Origin of the sequence: Luteimonas flava (assembly GCF_036584485.1) — a bacterium.
Lineage (GTDB): Bacteria > Pseudomonadota > Gammaproteobacteria > Xanthomonadales > Xanthomonadaceae > Luteimonas > Luteimonas flava.
The window spans coordinates 1071740-1090040 of sequence record NZ_JAZHBM010000002.1; the positions used below are offsets into that span (position 1 = coordinate 1071740).

At 67.9% G+C, this 18301-nt stretch carries 14 protein-coding genes; 8 read left to right on the plus strand and 6 right to left on the minus strand.

Annotated elements, in window-relative coordinates; all coding sequences use genetic code 11:
• Positions 1-4 precede the first annotated feature (4 nt).
• Positions 5-3586, plus strand: a complete 3582-nt coding sequence (locus tag V3391_RS11865) for an ABC transporter permease/M1 family aminopeptidase (RefSeq protein ID WP_332078608.1) — start codon at positions 5-7, stop codon at positions 3584-3586.
• Between the two features lie 48 nt (positions 3587-3634).
• Here V3391_RS11865 and V3391_RS11870 read toward each other — a convergent pair whose 3' ends face one another.
• Positions 3635-5491, minus strand: a complete 1857-nt coding sequence (locus V3391_RS11870; protein ID WP_332078609.1) for a monovalent cation:proton antiporter-2 (CPA2) family protein — start codon at positions 5489-5491, stop codon at positions 3635-3637.
• Between the two features lie 3 nt (positions 5492-5494).
• The gene (locus V3391_RS11875; protein WP_332078610.1) at positions 5495-5857 is read right to left on the minus strand and encodes a hypothetical protein; all 363 of its coding nucleotides are present in this window, start codon (positions 5855-5857) and stop codon (positions 5495-5497) included.
• Between the two features lie 441 nt (positions 5858-6298).
• Between V3391_RS11875 and V3391_RS11880 the strand changes: the two genes are divergently transcribed.
• Entirely contained in the window at positions 6299-7675 is a 1377-nt protein-coding gene (locus tag V3391_RS11880) for a DEAD/DEAH box helicase (RefSeq protein ID WP_332078611.1), read from the plus strand.
• Between the two features lie 478 nt (positions 7676-8153).
• Here V3391_RS11880 and V3391_RS11885 read toward each other — a convergent pair whose 3' ends face one another.
• Positions 8154-8801, minus strand: a complete 648-nt coding sequence (locus V3391_RS11885) for a C40 family peptidase (protein WP_425497255.1) — start codon at positions 8799-8801, stop codon at positions 8154-8156.
• A 360-nt stretch (positions 8802-9161) separates the two neighbouring features.
• On the minus strand, positions 9162-9731 hold the full coding sequence (locus V3391_RS11890) for a C40 family peptidase (protein ID WP_332078613.1): 570 nt from the start codon (positions 9729-9731) through the stop codon (positions 9162-9164).
• A gap of 89 nt (positions 9732-9820) precedes the next feature.
• Between V3391_RS11890 and V3391_RS11895 the strand changes: the two genes are divergently transcribed.
• The 6 genes from V3391_RS11895 (at position 9821) to mdtD (ending at position 16653) form a co-directional block, all read left to right on the plus strand.
• Positions 9821-10300 carry an FKBP-type peptidyl-prolyl cis-trans isomerase gene (locus tag V3391_RS11895; protein ID WP_332078614.1) on the plus strand — a complete coding sequence of 160 codons (480 nt, stop codon included), beginning with the start codon at positions 9821-9823 and terminating at the stop codon, positions 10298-10300.
• Between the two features lie 60 nt (positions 10301-10360).
• Positions 10361-11596, plus strand: coding sequence for a DUF418 domain-containing protein (locus V3391_RS11900; RefSeq protein WP_332078615.1), 1236 nt, complete (start codon positions 10361-10363; stop codon positions 11594-11596).
• A gap of 154 nt (positions 11597-11750) precedes the next feature.
• Positions 11751-12998 carry an NAD(P)/FAD-dependent oxidoreductase gene (locus tag V3391_RS11905; protein WP_332078616.1) on the plus strand — a complete coding sequence of 416 codons (1248 nt, stop codon included), beginning with the start codon at positions 11751-11753 and terminating at the stop codon, positions 12996-12998.
• Entirely contained in the window at positions 12995-14383 is a 1389-nt protein-coding gene (gorA, locus tag V3391_RS11910; RefSeq protein ID WP_332078617.1) for a glutathione-disulfide reductase, read from the plus strand. Before V3391_RS11905 ends, gorA begins: the two co-directional genes overlap by 4 nt.
• 36 nt (positions 14384-14419) lie before the next feature.
• Positions 14420-15229 carry an N-formylglutamate deformylase gene (hutG, locus tag V3391_RS11915; protein WP_332078618.1) on the plus strand — a complete coding sequence of 270 codons (810 nt, stop codon included), beginning with the start codon at positions 14420-14422 and terminating at the stop codon, positions 15227-15229.
• Positions 15226-16653 (plus strand): multidrug transporter subunit MdtD, encoded by a 1428-nt coding sequence (mdtD, locus tag V3391_RS11920; protein ID WP_332078619.1) that lies wholly within the window; start codon positions 15226-15228, stop codon positions 16651-16653. Before hutG ends, mdtD begins: the two co-directional genes overlap by 4 nt.
• 6 nt (positions 16654-16659) lie before the next feature.
• Here mdtD and V3391_RS11925 read toward each other — a convergent pair whose 3' ends face one another.
• The gene (locus V3391_RS11925) at positions 16660-17298 is read right to left on the minus strand and encodes a methyltransferase domain-containing protein (RefSeq protein ID WP_332078620.1); all 639 of its coding nucleotides are present in this window, start codon (positions 17296-17298) and stop codon (positions 16660-16662) included.
• A gap of 75 nt (positions 17299-17373) precedes the next feature.
• Positions 17374-18291 (minus strand): AEC family transporter, encoded by a 918-nt coding sequence (locus V3391_RS11930; protein WP_332078621.1) that lies wholly within the window; start codon positions 18289-18291, stop codon positions 17374-17376.
• Between the last annotated feature and the right edge of the window lie 10 nt (positions 18292-18301).

Genomic DNA, 18301 nt, shown 5'->3' on the forward strand with positions numbered 1-18301 from the left:
CACCATGATTCTCGAATTCTTCCGTTTCGAGCTGCGCCAGCAGCTCCGTTCGCCGCTGCTCTGGTGCCTCGCGGTGCTGTTCGCGCTGCTCGGGTTCGGCGCCGCGTCGAGTGATGCGGTGCAGATCGGTGGCGCGATCGGCAACGTGCATCGAAACGCGCCGGTCGTCGTGGCGCAGTTGTTCGGCGCCTTCACCCTGTTGACGATGCTGATCGTGCCGATCTTCGTCAGCACCGCGTTGCTGCGCGATTTCGAACAGGGCACCGCGGACCTGCTGTTCGCGGGGCCGGTACGCCGGCGCGACTATCTGCTCGGGCGCATCGGCGCTGCGCTGTCGGCCAGTCTGGCGGTGTTTGTCGTCATCGGTCTCGGTCTGTTCGTCGCGCAGTTCATGCCGTGGATCGATCCGGCGCGCCTCGGGCCGGTGTCGCTGCAGCCGTATCTGTGGTCGCTCGGCGTGCTCGTGCTGCCGAACCTGCTGTTCGTCACGGCGCTGCTGGCGGTTCTTGCGGTGACCACGCGTTCGATCCTCTGGGTCTACATCGGCGTGCTGGCGTTCTTCGTGCTCTACGGCGTCAGTGCGACGCTGATCAAGGACATCGACAACATCTGGCTGGCGACCCTGGTCGAGCCGCTCGGCGTGCGCGCGTTGTCGCGCACGGTGCGGTACTGGTCGGCCGAGGAACGCAATGCCGGCCTGCCCGCATTCGCCGAGTATCTGCTCGCCAATCGCGCGCTGTGGCTGGGCGTATCGCTGACGCTGTTCGCTGCGGCCTTCGCGCTCTTCCGGACCGAGCGCAGCGGGACGGGGCGCGGACTGTTCAGGCGTCGACGCGTGACGGCTCCGGCCACCGTGGCATCGGTCGTGCCGTCGCGCGCACCGATCCGCGTCCAGCCTGTGTTCGGCGCGGCGACCGCCTGGACGCAGACCTGGCGACAGGTGCGGTTCGACACCGCAGGGGTGCTGCGCAGCGTGCCGTTCCTGGTGATGCTGCTGTTCGGCATCCTCAACTTCGTGCCGTCGGCGCTGTTCCAGCAGTCGCTGTACGGCACGTCGGTGTATCCGGTGACGTCGCAGATGCTCGACGCGCTGCGCAGCAGCTACAGCTTCCTGCTGATGCTGGTGGTGATGTTCTACGCCGGCGAACTGGTGTGGAAGGAGCGCGGCGCCAAGCTCAACGAAGTGATCGATGCGATGCCGGTCGCCAACCGCATTCCGCTGCTGGCCAAGTTCCTGACGCTGCTGGTGGTGACCGCGCTGTTCCAGCTCATCGGCGTGGCGATGGCGATGGTCATCCAGGTGTTCAAGGGCGGCGTGCAGCTGGAGCCGCTGGTCTACGCGCAGGCGCTGGTACTCGATTCGATTCCTTACGTGGTCATGGGTGGGCTGGCGCTGGCCTTGCAGGTCCTGGCCAACAACAAGTTCATCGGCTACGGCCTGCTGGTGTTGGTGCTCGTCGCGCAGTCCGTGCTCGGCATGCTCGATTACACCCACAACCTCTACACGATCGGCGCGTGGCCGAACGCGCCGTATTCCGACATGAACGGCTACGGGCACTTCCTCGCCGGCCAGCTGGCATTCCAGGGCTATTGGGGTCTGTTCGTCGCAGCGCTGTTGCTGCTCGCGGCCGCCCTGTGGGTGCGCGGCGTGGATGGTGGCTGGCGCCAGCGTCTGGCGGACATGCGCGCGCAGTTGCGTGGCGGGCTCGGCGTGGCGTTCGCGGCTGCAGTGCTCGCGTTCGCGGCGGTCGGTGGCGTGCTGTTCTGGAACACCAACATTCGCAACGATTTCGTCTCGCCCGATGGCCAGCTCGATCTGCAGGCCCGCTACGAGCGCGATTACAAACAGTACGAATCGCTGCCGCAGCCGCGCATCATCGCGAGCCGCTCGGACATCGACCTGCGCCCCGAAACGCAGTCCATGACGGGCACACTGGTCTATACGGTGCGCAATCCACATGCCGGGCCGATCACCGATTTGCACATCGGTATGAGCGACGACCGTGCGCTGGTCGACGTGGATCTCGGTGGGCAGGTGCTCGCCAAGCACGACGAGCCGCTGGGCTATCGCATCTACCGGCTCGCCACACCGTTGGCGCCGGGCGAGACGCGCGAGTTCCGCTTCAGGGTCGACTTCCATCCAACCGGCATCACCAGCACCCAGGCGCAGACGCAGTTCGTCGAGAACGGCAGCTTCTTCAACAGCAGGATGTTTCCGCAGTTCGGCTACAACGCACGTGTCGAGGTCAGCGACCGCAACGAACGGCGCAAGCGCGATCTCGGCGAACCGCGGCGCATGCCGAAGCTGGAGGACGAAGCCGCCCGCGCGAACACCTATCTGACCGACGACGCCGACTGGATCGATTTCAGCACCACGATCTGCACCGCGCCCGACCAGATCGCGCTGGCGCCGGGCTACATCGAACGCGAGTTCGAGCGCGACGGGCGTCGCTGCTTCAGCTATGCGATGGATCGCCCGATGCTGCACTTCTACGCATTCCTCTCCGCGCGCTGGGAGGTCCGCAAGGGCATGTACAAGGACATCCCGATCGAGGTGTATTTCGACCCCAAGCATCCGTTCAATGTCGACCGGATGATCGAGGCGACGCAGAAGTCACTGGCGTACTACGAGGCCAACTTCACGCCGTACCAGCATCGCCAGTTGCGCATCATCGAGTTCCCGGGCTACGAGAGCTTCGCCCAGGCGTTCGCCAACACGGTGCCGTATTCGGAGTCGATCGGCTTCATCGCCGACCTGCGGGATGCCGACAAGCTCGACTACGTGTTCTACGTCACCGCGCACGAGGTCGCACACCAGTGGTGGGCGCACCAGGTGATCGGTGCGAACGTGCAGGGCGCGACGATGCTGTCCGAATCGCTGTCGCAGTATTCGGCGCTGATGGTGATGGAGCAGGAATACGGCCGGCCGCGCATGCGCCAGTTCCTGAAGTACGAACTGGACCGCTACCTCGGCGGTCGCGGCGGTGAGCTGCTGGAGGAGCTGCCGCTCTACCGCGTGGAGAACCAGCAATACATCCACTACCAGAAGGGTTCGCTGATGTTCTATCGCCTGCGCGAAGAGATGGGCGAGACCGCGCTCAATCGCGCGCTCAAGCGGTTCCTCGAAGACAAGGCCTACCAGCAGCCGCCGTACACCACGTCGCGCGAACTGCTGGACTACATCCGGGCCGAAGCGCGACCCGACCAGCAGTCGTTGATCACCGATCTGTTCGAGACGATCAGCTTCTACGACAACCGGGTGGTGACGGCGACAACGACGCGTCGCGACGATGGCCGCTATGACGTCACGCTCAACCTGCATGCGGCCAAGCGCTACGCCGATGGCACCGGTCGCGAGACAGCGGGCGTGCTCGACGACTGGATCGAGGTCGGCGTGTTCGCACGCGGGCCGTCGGGCAAGGAACGCGACGAGAAGGTGCTGTACCTGGAGCGCCACCACATCACGACCGCCGATCCGGTGATCACGGTGACGGTCGACGAGGCGCCGTTCGAGGCCGGCTTCGATCCCTACAACAAGCTGATCGACCGGGTGTCGTCGGACAACCGGCGACGGGTGACGCAGTAACGGAACCGGTTTCCGGGGCGATGCAGGTCATCGCCCCGGACTCCGCGTTCAGGGCAATGGCGCGCCGGGTCCGGGCGGTGCCGCTGCGGCATCGTTGAGCCGCTTGCTCTCGCGGCGCGGACGCGTCAGAGGCGTCGGCTTCGGGCCCGGCGCATTGGTGTTCTTGATGATCAGCGGGATCCCGGCGCGGGTGTCGTTGCTGGCGGTTTCCAGTTCGAAGCGTTCGGTGTCCAGACGCCGCACCTGGGTCGCGATCGCATCGGCGTCCTCCTCCGACACATCAAGCTCGCGCAGCACGGCGGCGCCAAACTGCACGGCCGATTCGAAGGTCTCGCGGATCTGGAAGTCGACGCCGGCGTTGACCAGGCGCAGCGAATGCTCACGGTCGAACGAGCGGACCAGCAGCTTGGCCTGGGCGAACTCGTGCTGAGCCAGTTCGACGATGCGGTCGGCGGCCGCGCGGTCGTCGATGCAGATCGCGATCGCGCGCGCGGTGCGGGCGCCCGAGGCGTGCAGCACGTCGAGACGGGTGCCGTCGCCGTAGTAGACCTTGAAGCCGAACTCGGCCGCGCTCTGGATCATCTCGATGTCGGTGTCGATGATCGTGACGTCGACATCGCGCGCCAGCAGCGACTGGCTCATGACCTGGCCGAAGCGGCCGAAGCCGATGATCAGCACGCTGCCGCTCTGGCCTTCGACGTCTTCCACGTCGTCCGGCCGCGCGTCCTTGGCCTTGACGATGAAGCGCTGGGTCATCAGCACGACCAGCGGGGTCAGCGCCATCGACAGCACGACGATCGCGGTGAAGTTGGCATTGACCTCGGCATTGATCAGCCCGGTCGCGGCAGCAGTGGAGAACAGCACGAACGCGAACTCGCCGCCCTGCGCCATCAACACCGCGCGCTCCAGCGCTTCGGGATGCGAACTGCGCGTCACGCGCGCGACGATGTAAATGCACAGCGCCTTGGTGGCCATCGCCGCGAACACGCCGCCGACGATCAACGGCCAGTTGGCCGCAACCACCGTCAGGTTCAGCGCCATGCCGACGCCGAGGAAGAACAGGCCCAGCAGGATGCCGCGGAAGGGTTCGATGTCGGCTTCGATCTGGTGGCGGAACGAGGATTCCGACAGCAGCACGCCGGCGAGGAACGCACCCATCGCCATCGACAGGCCGCCCAATTGCATCAGCAGCGCCGCGCCCAGCACCACCAGCAGCGCGGCCGCGGTCATGACCTCGCGCGCCTTGGCGGCGGCGAGGATGCGGAACATCGGATTGAGCAGATAGATGCCGGCGACGATCAGCGCGACCAGCGAGCCGATGCCGATCGCGATCGACATCCAGCGCGAGGGCGCATCGACGGCAGCCTCGGGCGTCGGCGCGAGAAACGCGATCAGTGCCAGCAGCGGCACGATCAGCAGGTCCTCGAACAGCAGCACCGAGACGATCTTCTGGCCATGGGGCAGGGCGATCTCGCCGCGTTCGGACAGCAGCTGCATCACCACCGCGGTGGACGTCATCACGAAGCCGGACGCGCCGACGAAGGCGATCGGCCACGGAAAGCCGAACGCCGCGCCGAGCAGGGTCAGCGCGGTGATGCTCAGGATGATCTGCAGCGCGCCGAGGCCGAAGATCTGCCGGCGCAGGCTCCACAGATGCGAGGGCCGCATCTCCAGGCCGATCACGAACAGGAACATCACCACGCCGAGTTCGGCGACGTGGAGGATCGATTCGGGATCGGAGAACCAGCCGAAGCCGAACGGGCCGATCGCCAGGCCTGCGGCGAGATAACCGAGCACCGAGCCGAGCCGCAGCTTGCGGAACAGTGGCACCGCGACGACGGCGGCGCCGAGCAATGCGACCACCTGGATCAGCTGGCTGGTGGTTTCGTGGGCCTCGGTGGCCATGGATCACTTCCTCGGTGCGGTCGCGGCCAGCAGCAGGAAGCCGCCGGCCAACGCGATGTTCTTCATGAAATGCAGCAGCTGGCCGTCGAGCGCCGTGGCGCGCGCCGACCAGACCGGATGCGACAGCAAGGCGTCGGCTACCAGCAGCGCCGCGGCCGCCAGCGCGACCCAGCGCAGGCGCCAGCCACCGAGCAGCAGCAGGCCCAGCAGCAGTTCGCCGACGCTCAGCACCAGCGCGGCGTTCGACAGCACCATCCCGTCGAGTGCGCTCCAGACCCGCCAGCCGCCGAGCACGATGAACAGGCTCGCCATCAGAACGCGCGCAAACAGCATCGGGGCGGACGGCGCGCTGGATCGGAAGGCCATGGGTGGATCCTGTCGAGGATGCGTGAAGGGTGACACAGCGCCGGACGGGCGCCCAGCGGCGACGTGGCACGCATCGTGTCGCGACCGCGGCGCCTGAGCGCCGGCTGTCGCAGCGCGTGGCCGGCGGCTGGAGTGGCAGGCTGAATTGGAGTAGACTCTGCCTCGTTCTGCAACACGGCTGCCCCTGTCCGACGCGATCCGCGCCGACAGATACGATCCTGGTACGCCTACCGCATTGATCGATTCCTGATCCGCGCGGACTTATCCCGCACGTCTTTCGTCGCGCAGACCACGGCCCGGAGCATCCGGCAGCCGTTTCATCATTGCTCGCAGCGCGGTTCTGGATAGCTCCGAGCAAGACTTCCCAGCGTTTCCGTTCCGGTGTTCGTGCGTCCGCACGATTCGCAGGCGGTGGCGTGCGGAAGCGCAAGGAGTTCCAAGATGACGTTTGAAGACCTCGGGCTGTCGCCCGCGCTGCTGCGCGCGCTCGCCGAAAACGACTACACCACGCCCACGCCGATCCAAGCGCAGGCCATTCCGCTGATCCTCGGCGGCAACGACGTTCTGGGCGGCGCCCAGACCGGTACCGGCAAGACCGCCGCGTTCGGCCTGCCGCTGCTGCAGCGTCTCGCCAAGGAAACGCCGCCCAAGGGCCCGCGCAAGCCGCGCGCGCTGATCCTGGTGCCGACCCGCGAACTCGCGGTGCAGGTCGCCGACAACCTCAAGACTTACGGCCGCCATCTGCGTCTGAATGTCACGACTATCTTCGGTGGCGCCGGCATGCAGCCGCAGATCGACAACCTGCGCCGCGGCGTGGACGTGCTGATCGCGTGCCCGGGTCGTCTGCTCGACCATATGGACAGCGGTCACGCCAAGCTCGACGCCGTCGAGGTGCTGGTGCTGGACGAAGCCGACCGCATGCTCGACATGGGCTTCCTGCCGCAGATGAAGCGCATCATGAACCGCGTGCCGAAGCAGCGTCAGACGCTGCTGTTCTCGGCCACGTTCGAGCCGCGCATCAAGGCGATGGCGCTGGAGTTCATGCGTGATCCGCAGCAGGTGCAGGTGGCGCAGAACAGCACGATCGCCGACACCATCGCGCACCGCGCGCATCCGGTCGACAACAGCCGCAAGCGCGACCTGCTGGTCGACCTGCTGTCCAAGCGCCACACCGACCAGGTGCTGGTGTTCGGCAAGACCAAGCACGGCTGCAACCGTCTGGCCGAACAGCTGGCCGAGTCCGGCCTGCCGGCGGTCGCGATCCACGGCAACAAGAGCCAGGCGCAGCGCCAGAAGGCACTGGACATGTTCAAGTCCGGCCGCGCCCGCATCCTGGTCGCCACCGACGTCGCCGCGCGCGGTCTCGACATCCCGAACCTGCCGCTGGTGATCAACCACGATCTGCCGATGGTCGCCGAGGACTACGTGCACCGCATCGGCCGCACCGGTCGCAACGGTTCGACGGGCGAGGCACTGTCGCTGGTCTCGCCGGAAGAGGGCGGTCTGCTGCGCCAGATCCAGCGCATGCTCAAGGCCGAGATCGACCTGACCGCGGTGCCCGGCTTCGAGCCGAGCCAGCCGGTGCGTCTCGACACGCCGATCCCGAAGAACGGTGGCGGTCAGCGTCGCCAGCCGGCCGGTGGCCGTCCGGGCGCACGCATGGGCGAGCAGAAGCCCGGTGGCGAGCGCGCACCGCGCAAGCCGGGCAACCGGGGTCACGGCAAGCCGGCGGACCGCAGCGCACATGCGCACGCGGGCCCGAAGCAGCACCGTCCGGGTGCCGGCCGTCCGCAGGAACGCCGCGACAGCCGCGCGTGATGCAGGGCGCGGCGTGGGCCTGACGGTCCGGGTCGTGTTCGATCCGCGTTGATGGAAAAGGCCGCCTTCGGGCGGCCTTTTTCTGTTCCGGCGCTGGCGCAACGCTGATGTCGGGTTACATCGCCGCTGACTCTTCAGGCCCCGGATGTATCAGATGCTGCATGACCGAAGCCCTCCCCCGCTGCGGGGGAGGGTTGGGTGGGGGCAACCCCTCAGGCGACGGCGCCCTTGATGCGCGCGCTGCTGGCGTCCGCGCATCCGCTTTGAGCGCTCCGAGCTTGGCGCCTATTGGAACCGTGCGTCGAGACGTTTGGCCGCGCGGGTCGTTTGATCTCCGCCGTGACACTTCGCCCCCACCCAACCCTCCACCCGTGAGGGGCGCATTGCCCCGCGCACGGGGGAGGGCTTCGGCGTGCAAGCTGCAGCCACAACGCAAAAGGCCGCCTTTCGGCGGCCTTCTCGCATCGGGCGTCAGCCCTCAGACGCCGGCGACGCGGCGTGCGGACTTGAAGCGGGTGGCCCAGTAGCCCGAGTCCAGCTCGGAGACCATCACGTCCTTGCCGCTGCGCGGAGCGTGCACGAAGCGGCCGTCGCCCAGATAGATACCGACGTGGTCGATGCGGTTGCCGCGGCGGCCGAAGAACACGAGATCGCCGGCGGTCAGGGCGGTGCGCTCGACGCGCTCGCCGTTCTGCGCCATGTCGCGGGAGACGCGCGGCAGGTCGATGCCCAACGCGGTGCGGAACACATAACCCACCAGACCGCTGCAGTCGAAGCCGCTGTCCGGGCTGGAGCCGCCCCAGCGGTACGGGGTGCCGATGAAGCTCAGGGCGCGCTTGAGCAGGCCCTCGACGCGGCCGTCGGCCTGGACCGGCTTGTCGACGTCCATCGCGATCAGCTGGTTGATGTCGCTGGCCAGCAGCATTTCGGGCTGGGCGAGCTGCGCGGTGGGCGTGGTGAGCGCGCGGGCGACCGAGGTGGTCGCTTCGATCTGGTCGGCGGAGTCGCCGGCGAGGCCGGGGCCTGCGAAAACGGGTGCTGCGGAGAAGGCGAGGACACTTGCGACGAGGGCAGTGCGAAGGCGGCTGTGGCGTTTGGCGCGAGCGCCTGGCGTTGCGTCTGTCATCGTCACGTGGGTTTCACATTGTCGCGGACCAGCGGGGGAAGCTACCGGACGGGAATGTGAAAGTTGTTAAACAAAAATTAATGAATGCGTACAAGTCCTCGTTTTTGAACAGAAATCGGTGAAGAGCATGTGGAGAAATCGTGTCGCGCTTCAGTCCCGAGGCATGGACGATCGGCGTTGCAGCCACGATGTGAAAAGGTGAATGCGGGTCTGGATGAACGAGGTACCGACAGATTGCAGGGCGGCGTCAAAGAAGAACGAATCTGCGTGTCATCGATCCGGTTCGAGCGCACCGACTGCCCGGTGCATCGGGCGACGCCTTCGCGACACTCGTGGCTCGCGCCCCGACGGATGCATTCTCTAGTGAAGCACGCGCTTGGACCCGGAGTAGTTCCGCACCCAGTAGCTGCCGTCCAGATGGTCCAGACGCACGGTGCCGCCGGTACTCGGGGCGTGCACGAAGCGGCCTTCGCCGACATAGATGCCGACGTGGGTCACGCTGCCGCCGCTGCCGAAGAACACCAGATCCCCGGTGGCGAGGCGGCTCGGCTCGATCTTCGGGCCTTGGTAGGCGAACAGCTCGCGGGAGGTGCGCGGCAGGCGCAGGTCGAGCATGTCGCGGAAGACGTAGTTCACCAGGCCGCTGCAGTCGAAGCCGCCCTCGGGCGTATTGCCGCCGTAGCGGTAGGGCGTGCCGACGAGGCTGATCGCCCGCATCAGCACCGCATTCGCCGCCGCCGGGTCGGCCGGGGCGACCGGTGTCCAGGTGCGGGTGGCGGCCTGCGGCTTCGCAGCGGGCGGGGTGGGGCGCACGTCGTCGCGTCCGCAGGCGGCCAGCGCGAGCGTCCCCACCAGCAGCGGAACCAGCCAGCGGCGCGCGGCGGTTGGCGCCGGCGTGCCGGAGTCCGGATAATGTGGGGTTGCTCGCATGGGGCGCCCGGTCGATTGCATCGCGGCATCCTGCCCCAGCCACACCTCCTCCTCAAGCGGCGCTGCCGCGCTATCCGGATATTCCAGCAATGAAGATCGAGAAAGACCGCGTCGTCCGTTTCCACTACAGCGTCGCCGAAGCCGGCCAGGAGCCGGTGGAGACCTCGCGCGACCGCGAGCCGCTGGCCATCCTGTTCGGCCACGGCAACATCATCCCGGGTCTGGAAAAGGCGATGGACGGCCGCGAAGCCGGCGAGACCTTCAAGGCCGACGTGACCGCGGCCGACGCCTACGGCGAGCGTCGCGACGGCATGACCCAGCGCGTGCCCAAGAAGCACTTCGGCGACCAGAAGCTCGCCCCGGGCATGCAGGTCGTGCTCAACACCAGCTTCGGCCCGCGCGCGGTGACGATCGAGAAGATCGGCATGAGCGTGGTCGACGTGGACCTCAACCATCCGATGGCCGGTAAGGACCTGCAGTTCGACATCGAAATCGTCGACGTGCGCGAAGCCTCGGCCGAAGAAGTCGAGCACGGCCACGTGCACGGCGACGGTGGCCACCAGCACTGAGATCGGGCGCCGCCGCCGGCAGTGACGCTGGCGGCGCTTTGACATCGCGAGGACCGCAGGATGCACACGCAGGCCGCGCTTGGACCGGTCCGCACCGGTCAGCGTCTCGAGGTGATGGACGTGCTGCGCGGCATCGCGCTGCTCGGCGTGTTCGCGATGAACATCGAATGGTTCAACCGGCCGATGCAGCAGATGGGGTCGGGCATTCCGGTCGACGCGACCGGGCTCGACCATGCGGTCGCGTGGGTCGTGCACGTGTTCGTGGCCGGCAAGTTCTGGACGATGTTCTCGCTGCTGTTCGGCATGGGCTTCGTGCTGATGAGCGGGCGCATAGCCGCCGCCGGGCTGTCGGTGGGGCGCGTCTATCTGCGCCGGATGGCGGCGCTGTTTCTGTTCGGCGTCGCGCATATCGTGCTGCTGTGGCCGGGCGACATCCTGCATACCTATGCGATTGCCGGCGCGATCCTGATGGCGATGCGCGCGGTCGCGCCGAAATGGCAACTGCTGACCGGCCTGCTGCTGTACGCCGGCATCGCGGCTTTCTATCTGTTGTTCGCGGCGGTGATGTTCGTGCTGCCCGAATCCGCGCTGGCCGAGATGTCCGCGCCGATCGCGGCGAGCGCCGAGCGCGCGGCGAGTATCTATCCCGATGGCGGCTTCGGTGCGGTGCTCGTGCAGCGCGTCAGCGATTACGCGCAGATCGGCCTGATGGGCCAGACCATGATGGTGCCGATGGTGCTGGGCGTATTCCTCATCGGCAGCTGGCTGATGTCCGGCGGCTGGCTGCAGGCCCCGGCCGCGCAGCGCCGGTTCTGGTGGCGTCTGCTGGCGATCACGTTGCCGACGGGTCTGGTGTTCACCGCGCTCGCGGTCAATGTCGGCACGACGTTCACGCTCGGTGCGATGGATGCGCGCGGCATTCTGGCGCAGGGGCTGATGCTGTGCGGTGCGCTGCCGATGTCGCTGGCCTATGTCGCGCTGATCGTGCTCGCGTGGAGCAGCGGTGCGGGCGCGCGCGTCCTCGGCGTGTTCGCGCCGGTCGGGCGCATGGCGCTGACGCACTATCTCGCGCAGTCGCTGATCTGTTCGCTGCTGTTCTACGGCTACGGCTTCGGCCTGTTCGGCGAACTGGGCCGCGCGGCGCAGACCGGCATCGTGCTCGGCGTGTTCGCGCTGCAGATCGGGATCAGCCATGCGTGGCTGTCGCATCACCGCTATGGACCGATGGAATGGACCTGGCGCTGGCTGACCTACGGACGTCGTCCGGGTTGGCGGCGCATTCCCGCGCTGCCGTGAGAATCTGTCCAATATCCTGCTGCGCTTGTCGGAAGGCGCGCGTGCGGTGCCCGGAGTGCTCACGTACCCAACGTACGCTGCGCCTCCTGCGATGCGCCACGCGCCATCCGGCTGCGCTCGCGACGGATCTCGAACAGATTCCGAGGGCGCCGGCATGAACGCGCAGAATGACGTGCTGATCGTCGGTGGCGGGGTCATCGGCCTCGCCAGCGGCATCGCGTTGCTGCAGGCGGGCCGCGGCGTGCGTGTGCTGGAGGCCGGCACCGCGGGCTGCGGCAGTTCGCACGGCAATTGCGGCACGATCACCCCGAGCCACGCTGCGCCCCTGGCCGCGCCCGGCACGGTGGCCAAGGCGCTGCGCTGGATGCTAATGCCCGACGCGCCGTTCCGCGTGAGCCCGCGCATCGACCCGGCGCTGTGGTGCTGGATGATCGGTTTCGCGCGCCACTGCAACCGGCCCGACTGGCTGCGTGCGATGCGTGCGCGCTCGACGATTCTCGAAGCCTCGCGCGCGGCGTTTCCGGATTGGCTCGAGACGCTGGGCATCGATTGCGAGTTCGAAGCCTCCGGCGTCGATTACGTCTATCGCGACCGCGCCGATTTCGACGCGTTCGAGGACGAGGCCACGCAATTGCGCGCGCTGGGCGTCGCGGTCGAGCGCATCGACGGCGCCGACTATCTGCGTCAGGAGCCTGCATTGCGCGAAGGCGTGGTCGGCGCGATCCGCTTTCCCGGCGATGCGCGTCTGCGCCCCGATCGTTACGTCGCGGGTCTGGCACGCGCGTTCCGCGCGCTGGGCGGCGAACTGGTCGAGCACTGCGAGGTGCACGCGATCGAAGAAACCGGCGATGGCGTGCGCGTGGACACCCGCCAGGGCGTGTTCGCGGGACGCGATCTGCTGCTCGCGACCGGCGCCTGGTCGCCGCTGCTCGCGAAGTCGCTGCGCCTGCGCGTCCCGGTACAACCGGGCAAGGGCTATTCGATCACCTATTCGCGCCCGTCGATCGTGCCGCGCACGCCGATGGTGCTGCACGAACGCAGCGTCTGCGTGACCGTGTGGGACAGCGGGTTCCGACTCGGCAGCACGATGGAATTCTCCGGCTACGACCGCTCGCTCAACCGCGTGCGCCTCGATGCGCTGGAGCGCGCGGCGCGCGAATACCTGCACGAACCGGTCGGCCCGGTGCGCGAGGAAGAGTGGTACGGCTGGCGCCCCGTGAGCGTGGACGACGTGCCGATTCTCGGCCTCGCACCCGGTCATCGTCACCTCTGGCTCGCGACCGGGCATGGCATGCTCGGGGTCAGCATGAGCGTGGCGACCGGACACCTGATGAGCGACCTGATCTGCGGGCTACCGCCGCGCTTCGACCCCGCGCCCTACGCGCCGGCGCGGTTCGCATGAGCGCTGCGCGACACGACGATTCCGCGCTGCTGCACTTCGACCTCATCGTCCTCGGCGGCGGCTCCGGTGGTCTCGCCGCGGCATTCCGCGCGGCCGAGCACGGCCAGCGCGTCGCGGTGCTAGAACCGCAGCCGCTCGGCGGCACCTGCGTCAACGTGGGCTGCGTGCCGAAGAAGGCGATGTGGCTCGCCGCCGACCTGCGCCTGCGCATGGGGCAGGCCGCGCGGTTCGGGTTCGATCTGCCGATTGACACGCAGGTCGCGTTCGACTGGCCGTCCTTCATCACCGATCGGCAGCGATACATCCACATGATCCACGAGAGCTACCGCACGCGACTCGATCGCGACGGCATTCTCGTGCTGCCTTCGCGCGGACGGCTGGCCGGGCGCGATCGCGTCGAGTGCGAAGACGGCACCTGCCTCACCGCGCCACACATCGTGCTGGCCGCAGGCTCGCATCCGCAGCGTCCCGACATTCCGGGCGCCGCGCTGGGCGCGATTTCCGATGACTTCTTCCGCTGGTGCGAAGCGCCGCCGCGCGTGGCGATCATCGGTGGCGGCTACATCGCCATCGAACTCGCGGGCGTGCTGCAGGCGCTCGGCAGCCAGGTCGACGTGTTCGTGCGCGAGCAGCGGCTGTTGCGCCAGGCCGACGCCGAACTCGTCGCGCAGCTGCAGGAGAACTATTGCCAGCAGGGTATCGATCTGGTGTTCGGCTACGGGCTCAAGGCCCTGCATCGCGACGACGACGGCCTGCGTCTCGAAGCCGAAGACGGCACGTCGCGCGGTGGCTACGACGAGGTCATGTTCGCGACCGGTCGCCGCCCCAATACCGCCGATCTCGGACTCGACACCGTCGGCATCACGCCCGATGCCGCCGGCAACATCCCGGTCGACGCCTGGCAGGCCACGCCCGCGCCGGGCGTGTACGCAGTCGGCGACATCTGCGGCTGCGGGCCGACCTTGACGCCGGTCGCGATCGCCGCCGCGCGCCGTCTGTGCGATCGCCTGTTCGGCGGCAAGCCGGACGCGAAGCTCGATGCCGACAACGTGCCGTCGGTGGTGTTCTCGCATCCGCCGCTGGCGATGGTCGGAATGACCGAAGCCCAGGCGCGCGCGCAGTACGGCGCCGACGTGCACATCTACCGCAGCAATTTCCGTCCGATGCGGGAGGCGCTGGCCGAATCGAGCCAGCGCAGCCTGTTCAAGCTGGTCTGCACCGGCGACGAGCGTCGCGTGCGCGGCATCCACCTGCTCGGCGATGCGGCCGACGAGATCCTGCAGGGCTTCGCGGTCGCCTTGAAGATGGGCGCGACCCTCGACGACCTGCACGACACGATCGCGATCCATCCCACCAGCGCAGAGGAAGTGGTGCTGATGCGCTGAGCGCCGGCGCGACCGGACCGCGCCTACAATGCGCCGATGCGCACCGACCTCTTCGACCTCCATCGCGGCGACGCGCCGCTGCTGATCAGCATCCCGCACAACGGCACGCACGTGCCCGATGCGATCGCCTCGCAATTGACGGACGAGGCACGTCGCGTGCCCGACACCGACTGGCACGTCGCCGATCTCTACGCGTTCGCACGCGAACTCGGCGCTTCGATGCTGGTGCCCACGCATTCGCGTTACGTCGTCGACCTCAACCGGTCCGAGGACGACGTCTCGCTGTATCCCGGCCAGAACACGACCGGTCTGTGCCCGGTGGTGCGTTTCGACGGCGGCCCGGTGTACCTGCCGGATGCAGCGCCGACGCCCGACGAGGTCACCGCGCGCGTCGACACCTACTGGCGCCCGTACCATGCCGCGCTCAGAGAGGAGATCGCGCGCCTGCGCGCCGCGCATGGCCGGGTCGTGCTGTGGGAAGCGCATTCGATCCGCGGCACCTTGCCGTTCCTGTTCGAAGGTCCGCTGCCTGATCTCAATCTCGGCACCGCCAGCGGCGCGAGCTGCAGACCGGAACTCGAAGCACGGATGACCGCGCGATTGCAGGCGCAGTCGACGTTCGGCTTCGTCGCCAACGGCCGCTTCAAGGGCGGCCACATCACCCGGCATTACGGACGACCGGAGACCGGCGTCGAAGCCGTGCAGTTGGAAATCAGCCAGCGCTGCTACATGGACGAGGACACCTTCGCCTGGGACGCGGCGCGCGCCGGCCGGCTGCAGCCAATTCTGCGCACGCTGATCGAAGATGCGATCGGCTATGCAACCGGAGATTCCCGCCGCGCATGAGCGCCACACGCGCCAGCGATGCCGAGTTGCTGCGTCCGTTCAAGCCGATGCTGTGGCTGGTCGCCGCCGCGGTGTTCATGCAGATGCTGGACACCACGATCGTCAATACCGCGCTGCCGTCGATGGCAGTCGATCTGGGCCAGTCGCCGCTGCGCATGCAGTCGGTCGTGGTCGCCTACGCGCTGACGGTCGCGATGCTGATTCCGGCATCGGGCTGGCTCGCCGACCGCTTCGGCACGCGGCGCCTGTTTGTCGCGGCGATCGTGCTGTTCTCCGCCGGCTCGCTGGCCTGCGCGCTGTCGCAGAATCTCGATGCGCTGGTGGCCTCGCGCGTGCTGCAGGGCGTCGGCGGCGCGATGATGATGCCGGTCGGGCGACTGGCGGTGCTGCGCGCGGTGCCGCGCACGGCGTTCCTCGCGGCGATGAGTTTCGTCACCGTGCCCGGCCTGATCGGCCCGCTGATTGGGCCCGCGCTCGGTGGCTGGCTGGCCGATGTCGCGTCCTGGCACTGGATCTTCCTGATCAATCTGCCGCTGGGTGTACTGGGCGCAATCGCGGCGCTGAAGTGGATGCCCGACCTGCGCGCACCGGTGTCGCGGTTCGACCTGCCGGGCTACGCGATGCTCGCGTTCGGCATGATCGCGATCTCGCTGTCGGTCGAAGCGCTGTCGGGCCACGCGGCGCGACATGCGGCCCTGGTCGTGCTGCTGGTCACCGGGCTCGCGGCGCTGGTCGCGTACTGGCTGCACGCCGCGCGCTCGGTCGCGCCGCTGTTTCCGTTGACGCTGTTCCGTACCCGCACCTTCAGCGTCGGCCTGCTCGGCAATCTGTTCGCACGCCTCGGCAGCAGCGGCATGCCGTACATGATTCCGTTGCTGCTGCAGGTCGCGCTCGGCTACCCGCCGACCCACGCCGGACTGATGATGATTCCCGTCGCGCTGGCCGGCATGTTCTCCAAGCGCATCGTCGTGCCGCTGGTGCAGCGCTTCGGCTACCGCAATGTGCTGGTGGTCAACACCGTATTGACCGGTCTGACGATGGCGAGCTTCGCGCTGGTCGACGTGGACCAGCCGACGTGGTTGCACATCGTCCAGTTCGCGATCTTCGGCGCGGTCAATTCGCTGCAGTTCACCGCGATGAACACCCTGGCGCTGCGTGATCTCGGCGGCCCGGAGGCGAGCGCCGGCAACAGTCTGCTGTCGATGGTGATGATGCTGGCGATGAGCCTGGGTGTGGCGACCGCGGGCGGGTTGCTCGGTGCCTTCAGTGGCGAGCCGGCCGGCGATGCGCCGGTGCTCGCGGCCTTCCGCTGGACCTTCGTCTGCGTCGGCGCGCTGACGCTGGCCTCGGCGGCGATCTTCGCCCAGCTCGGCCGCACCCATCGCATTCCCGGGCGCGTCGTCGAGACCAGCGATCAGGCCTGACGCGTTTCAGCGGTCGGCTTTGACCGCGCGCAGTTCCCACAGCAGATACGGCGCGCGCGGCGTGAACGCGCGACCGCGCAGCCAGCGCATCCAGCGGCGCAGGGCGCGCGCAGCGAGTTTGCGCGGGCCGTGATTCTGCGGCGAGCCGGGCAGGGCGCTGTAGGCCGCGCCGCGCTCGGTGCGGATCACCCGCACGATCTCGAAATGCCCATGGAAGCCGTACATCCGTCCGTCGGGCGCGGGCCCGCAGAAATACGCGTGGCTGTCGTCGGTGATGATGTTGACGTGGGTCGGGTCGACGAACGCATCTGTATGCGGGAACGCCGGCGTCAGCGCGTACAGCCGGCCGTCATGCGCGAGCACGCGCCAGATCTCGTTCATCAGCTCGATGAAAGGAAACCGCGTGCCGCCGTTCGCGTCGGGGAAGATCCGTGGCACGTGCTCGATGAAATCGTAGGCCGACACCGAGCCGAAGCTGCCGTCGGGATACGGAATCGGCGCGACGACCAGGTTCGCGGTGCGGTGTTCGTGGGCGACATCGCCGTCGGGCGCACGGATGTCGATGCCGCAGAGCTGGGCACGTCCGTAGGGATTGCGCGGGGCGTCGCCGCAGCCGAGATCGAGGTGTCGGTCGGGGACTGGCATCGGGTCAGTCTGCCGTCAGACGCGCATTCAGGCGTTACAGAACCGTTACCCGGGCATCCGGCGATGTCAGCCGGATCAGGCCGGCCACCACACCAGCAGCTGCAGCGCGAGCGGCACGGTGACGATCGCGAGCAGCGTCTGCAGCGTGATCAGCGAGGCCATCAACGGCGCATCGCCGCCCATCTGCCGCGCCATGATGTAGGCGTTGGATGCGGTCGGCAGCGCGGCGTAGAAGCAGGCGGCGCGGGTGACGTCGTCGTCGGCGCCCAGCACGCGGCAGGTCGCGACCGCGATCAGCGGCAGGGCCAGCAGTTTCAGTGTCGAGGTGATGCCGAGCGCCAGCGGGCGCGCCGCCGACCAGTTGAAATCGAGTCCGCCGCCGACGCAGATCAGACCCAGCGCAAGCGACGCGCTGCCGAGGATGTCGAGCCCGTTGCCGAGCGGTGCCGGCACCTGCAGGCCGACGAGATTCACCAGCGCGCCGGCGACCGTGGCGACGATGATCGGATTCTTCGCCAGCATCATCGCGATGCGCGCGGCGCTCACGCGCGTGCCGCCCCACCATGCCAGCGCGACGACGGCGACCACGTTGACCACCGGCAGGCAGATCGCCAGCGCCAGCATCACCAGTGCGGCCGTGGCGTCCTCGAACAGCAGGGACGCGACCGCGAGCCCGAAATAGGTGCTCGGACGCACGGCGCCCTGGATGATCGACGAGCGGCTCGGGTCGGGCAGGCGCGGGGCGAAGCGCAGGGCGATGACCAGCATTGCAACCATCGCCAGCGTCGGCAGCAGGGTCGCTGCGGTGAGATCGCGCAGCGCGCCTCCGGTGAATTCCAGCCGCGCAGTGTTGATGAAGAGCAGCGCCGGAAACGCGACGTAGAACGAGAACCACTCGATCGCCGGAAAGAACCCCTCGGGCGTCCAGCGGCTGCGTCGCAGCCAGACGCCGAGCAGGACGATCAGCAGAACCGGGATGGTGTAGTCGAGCATCGGTCAGGAG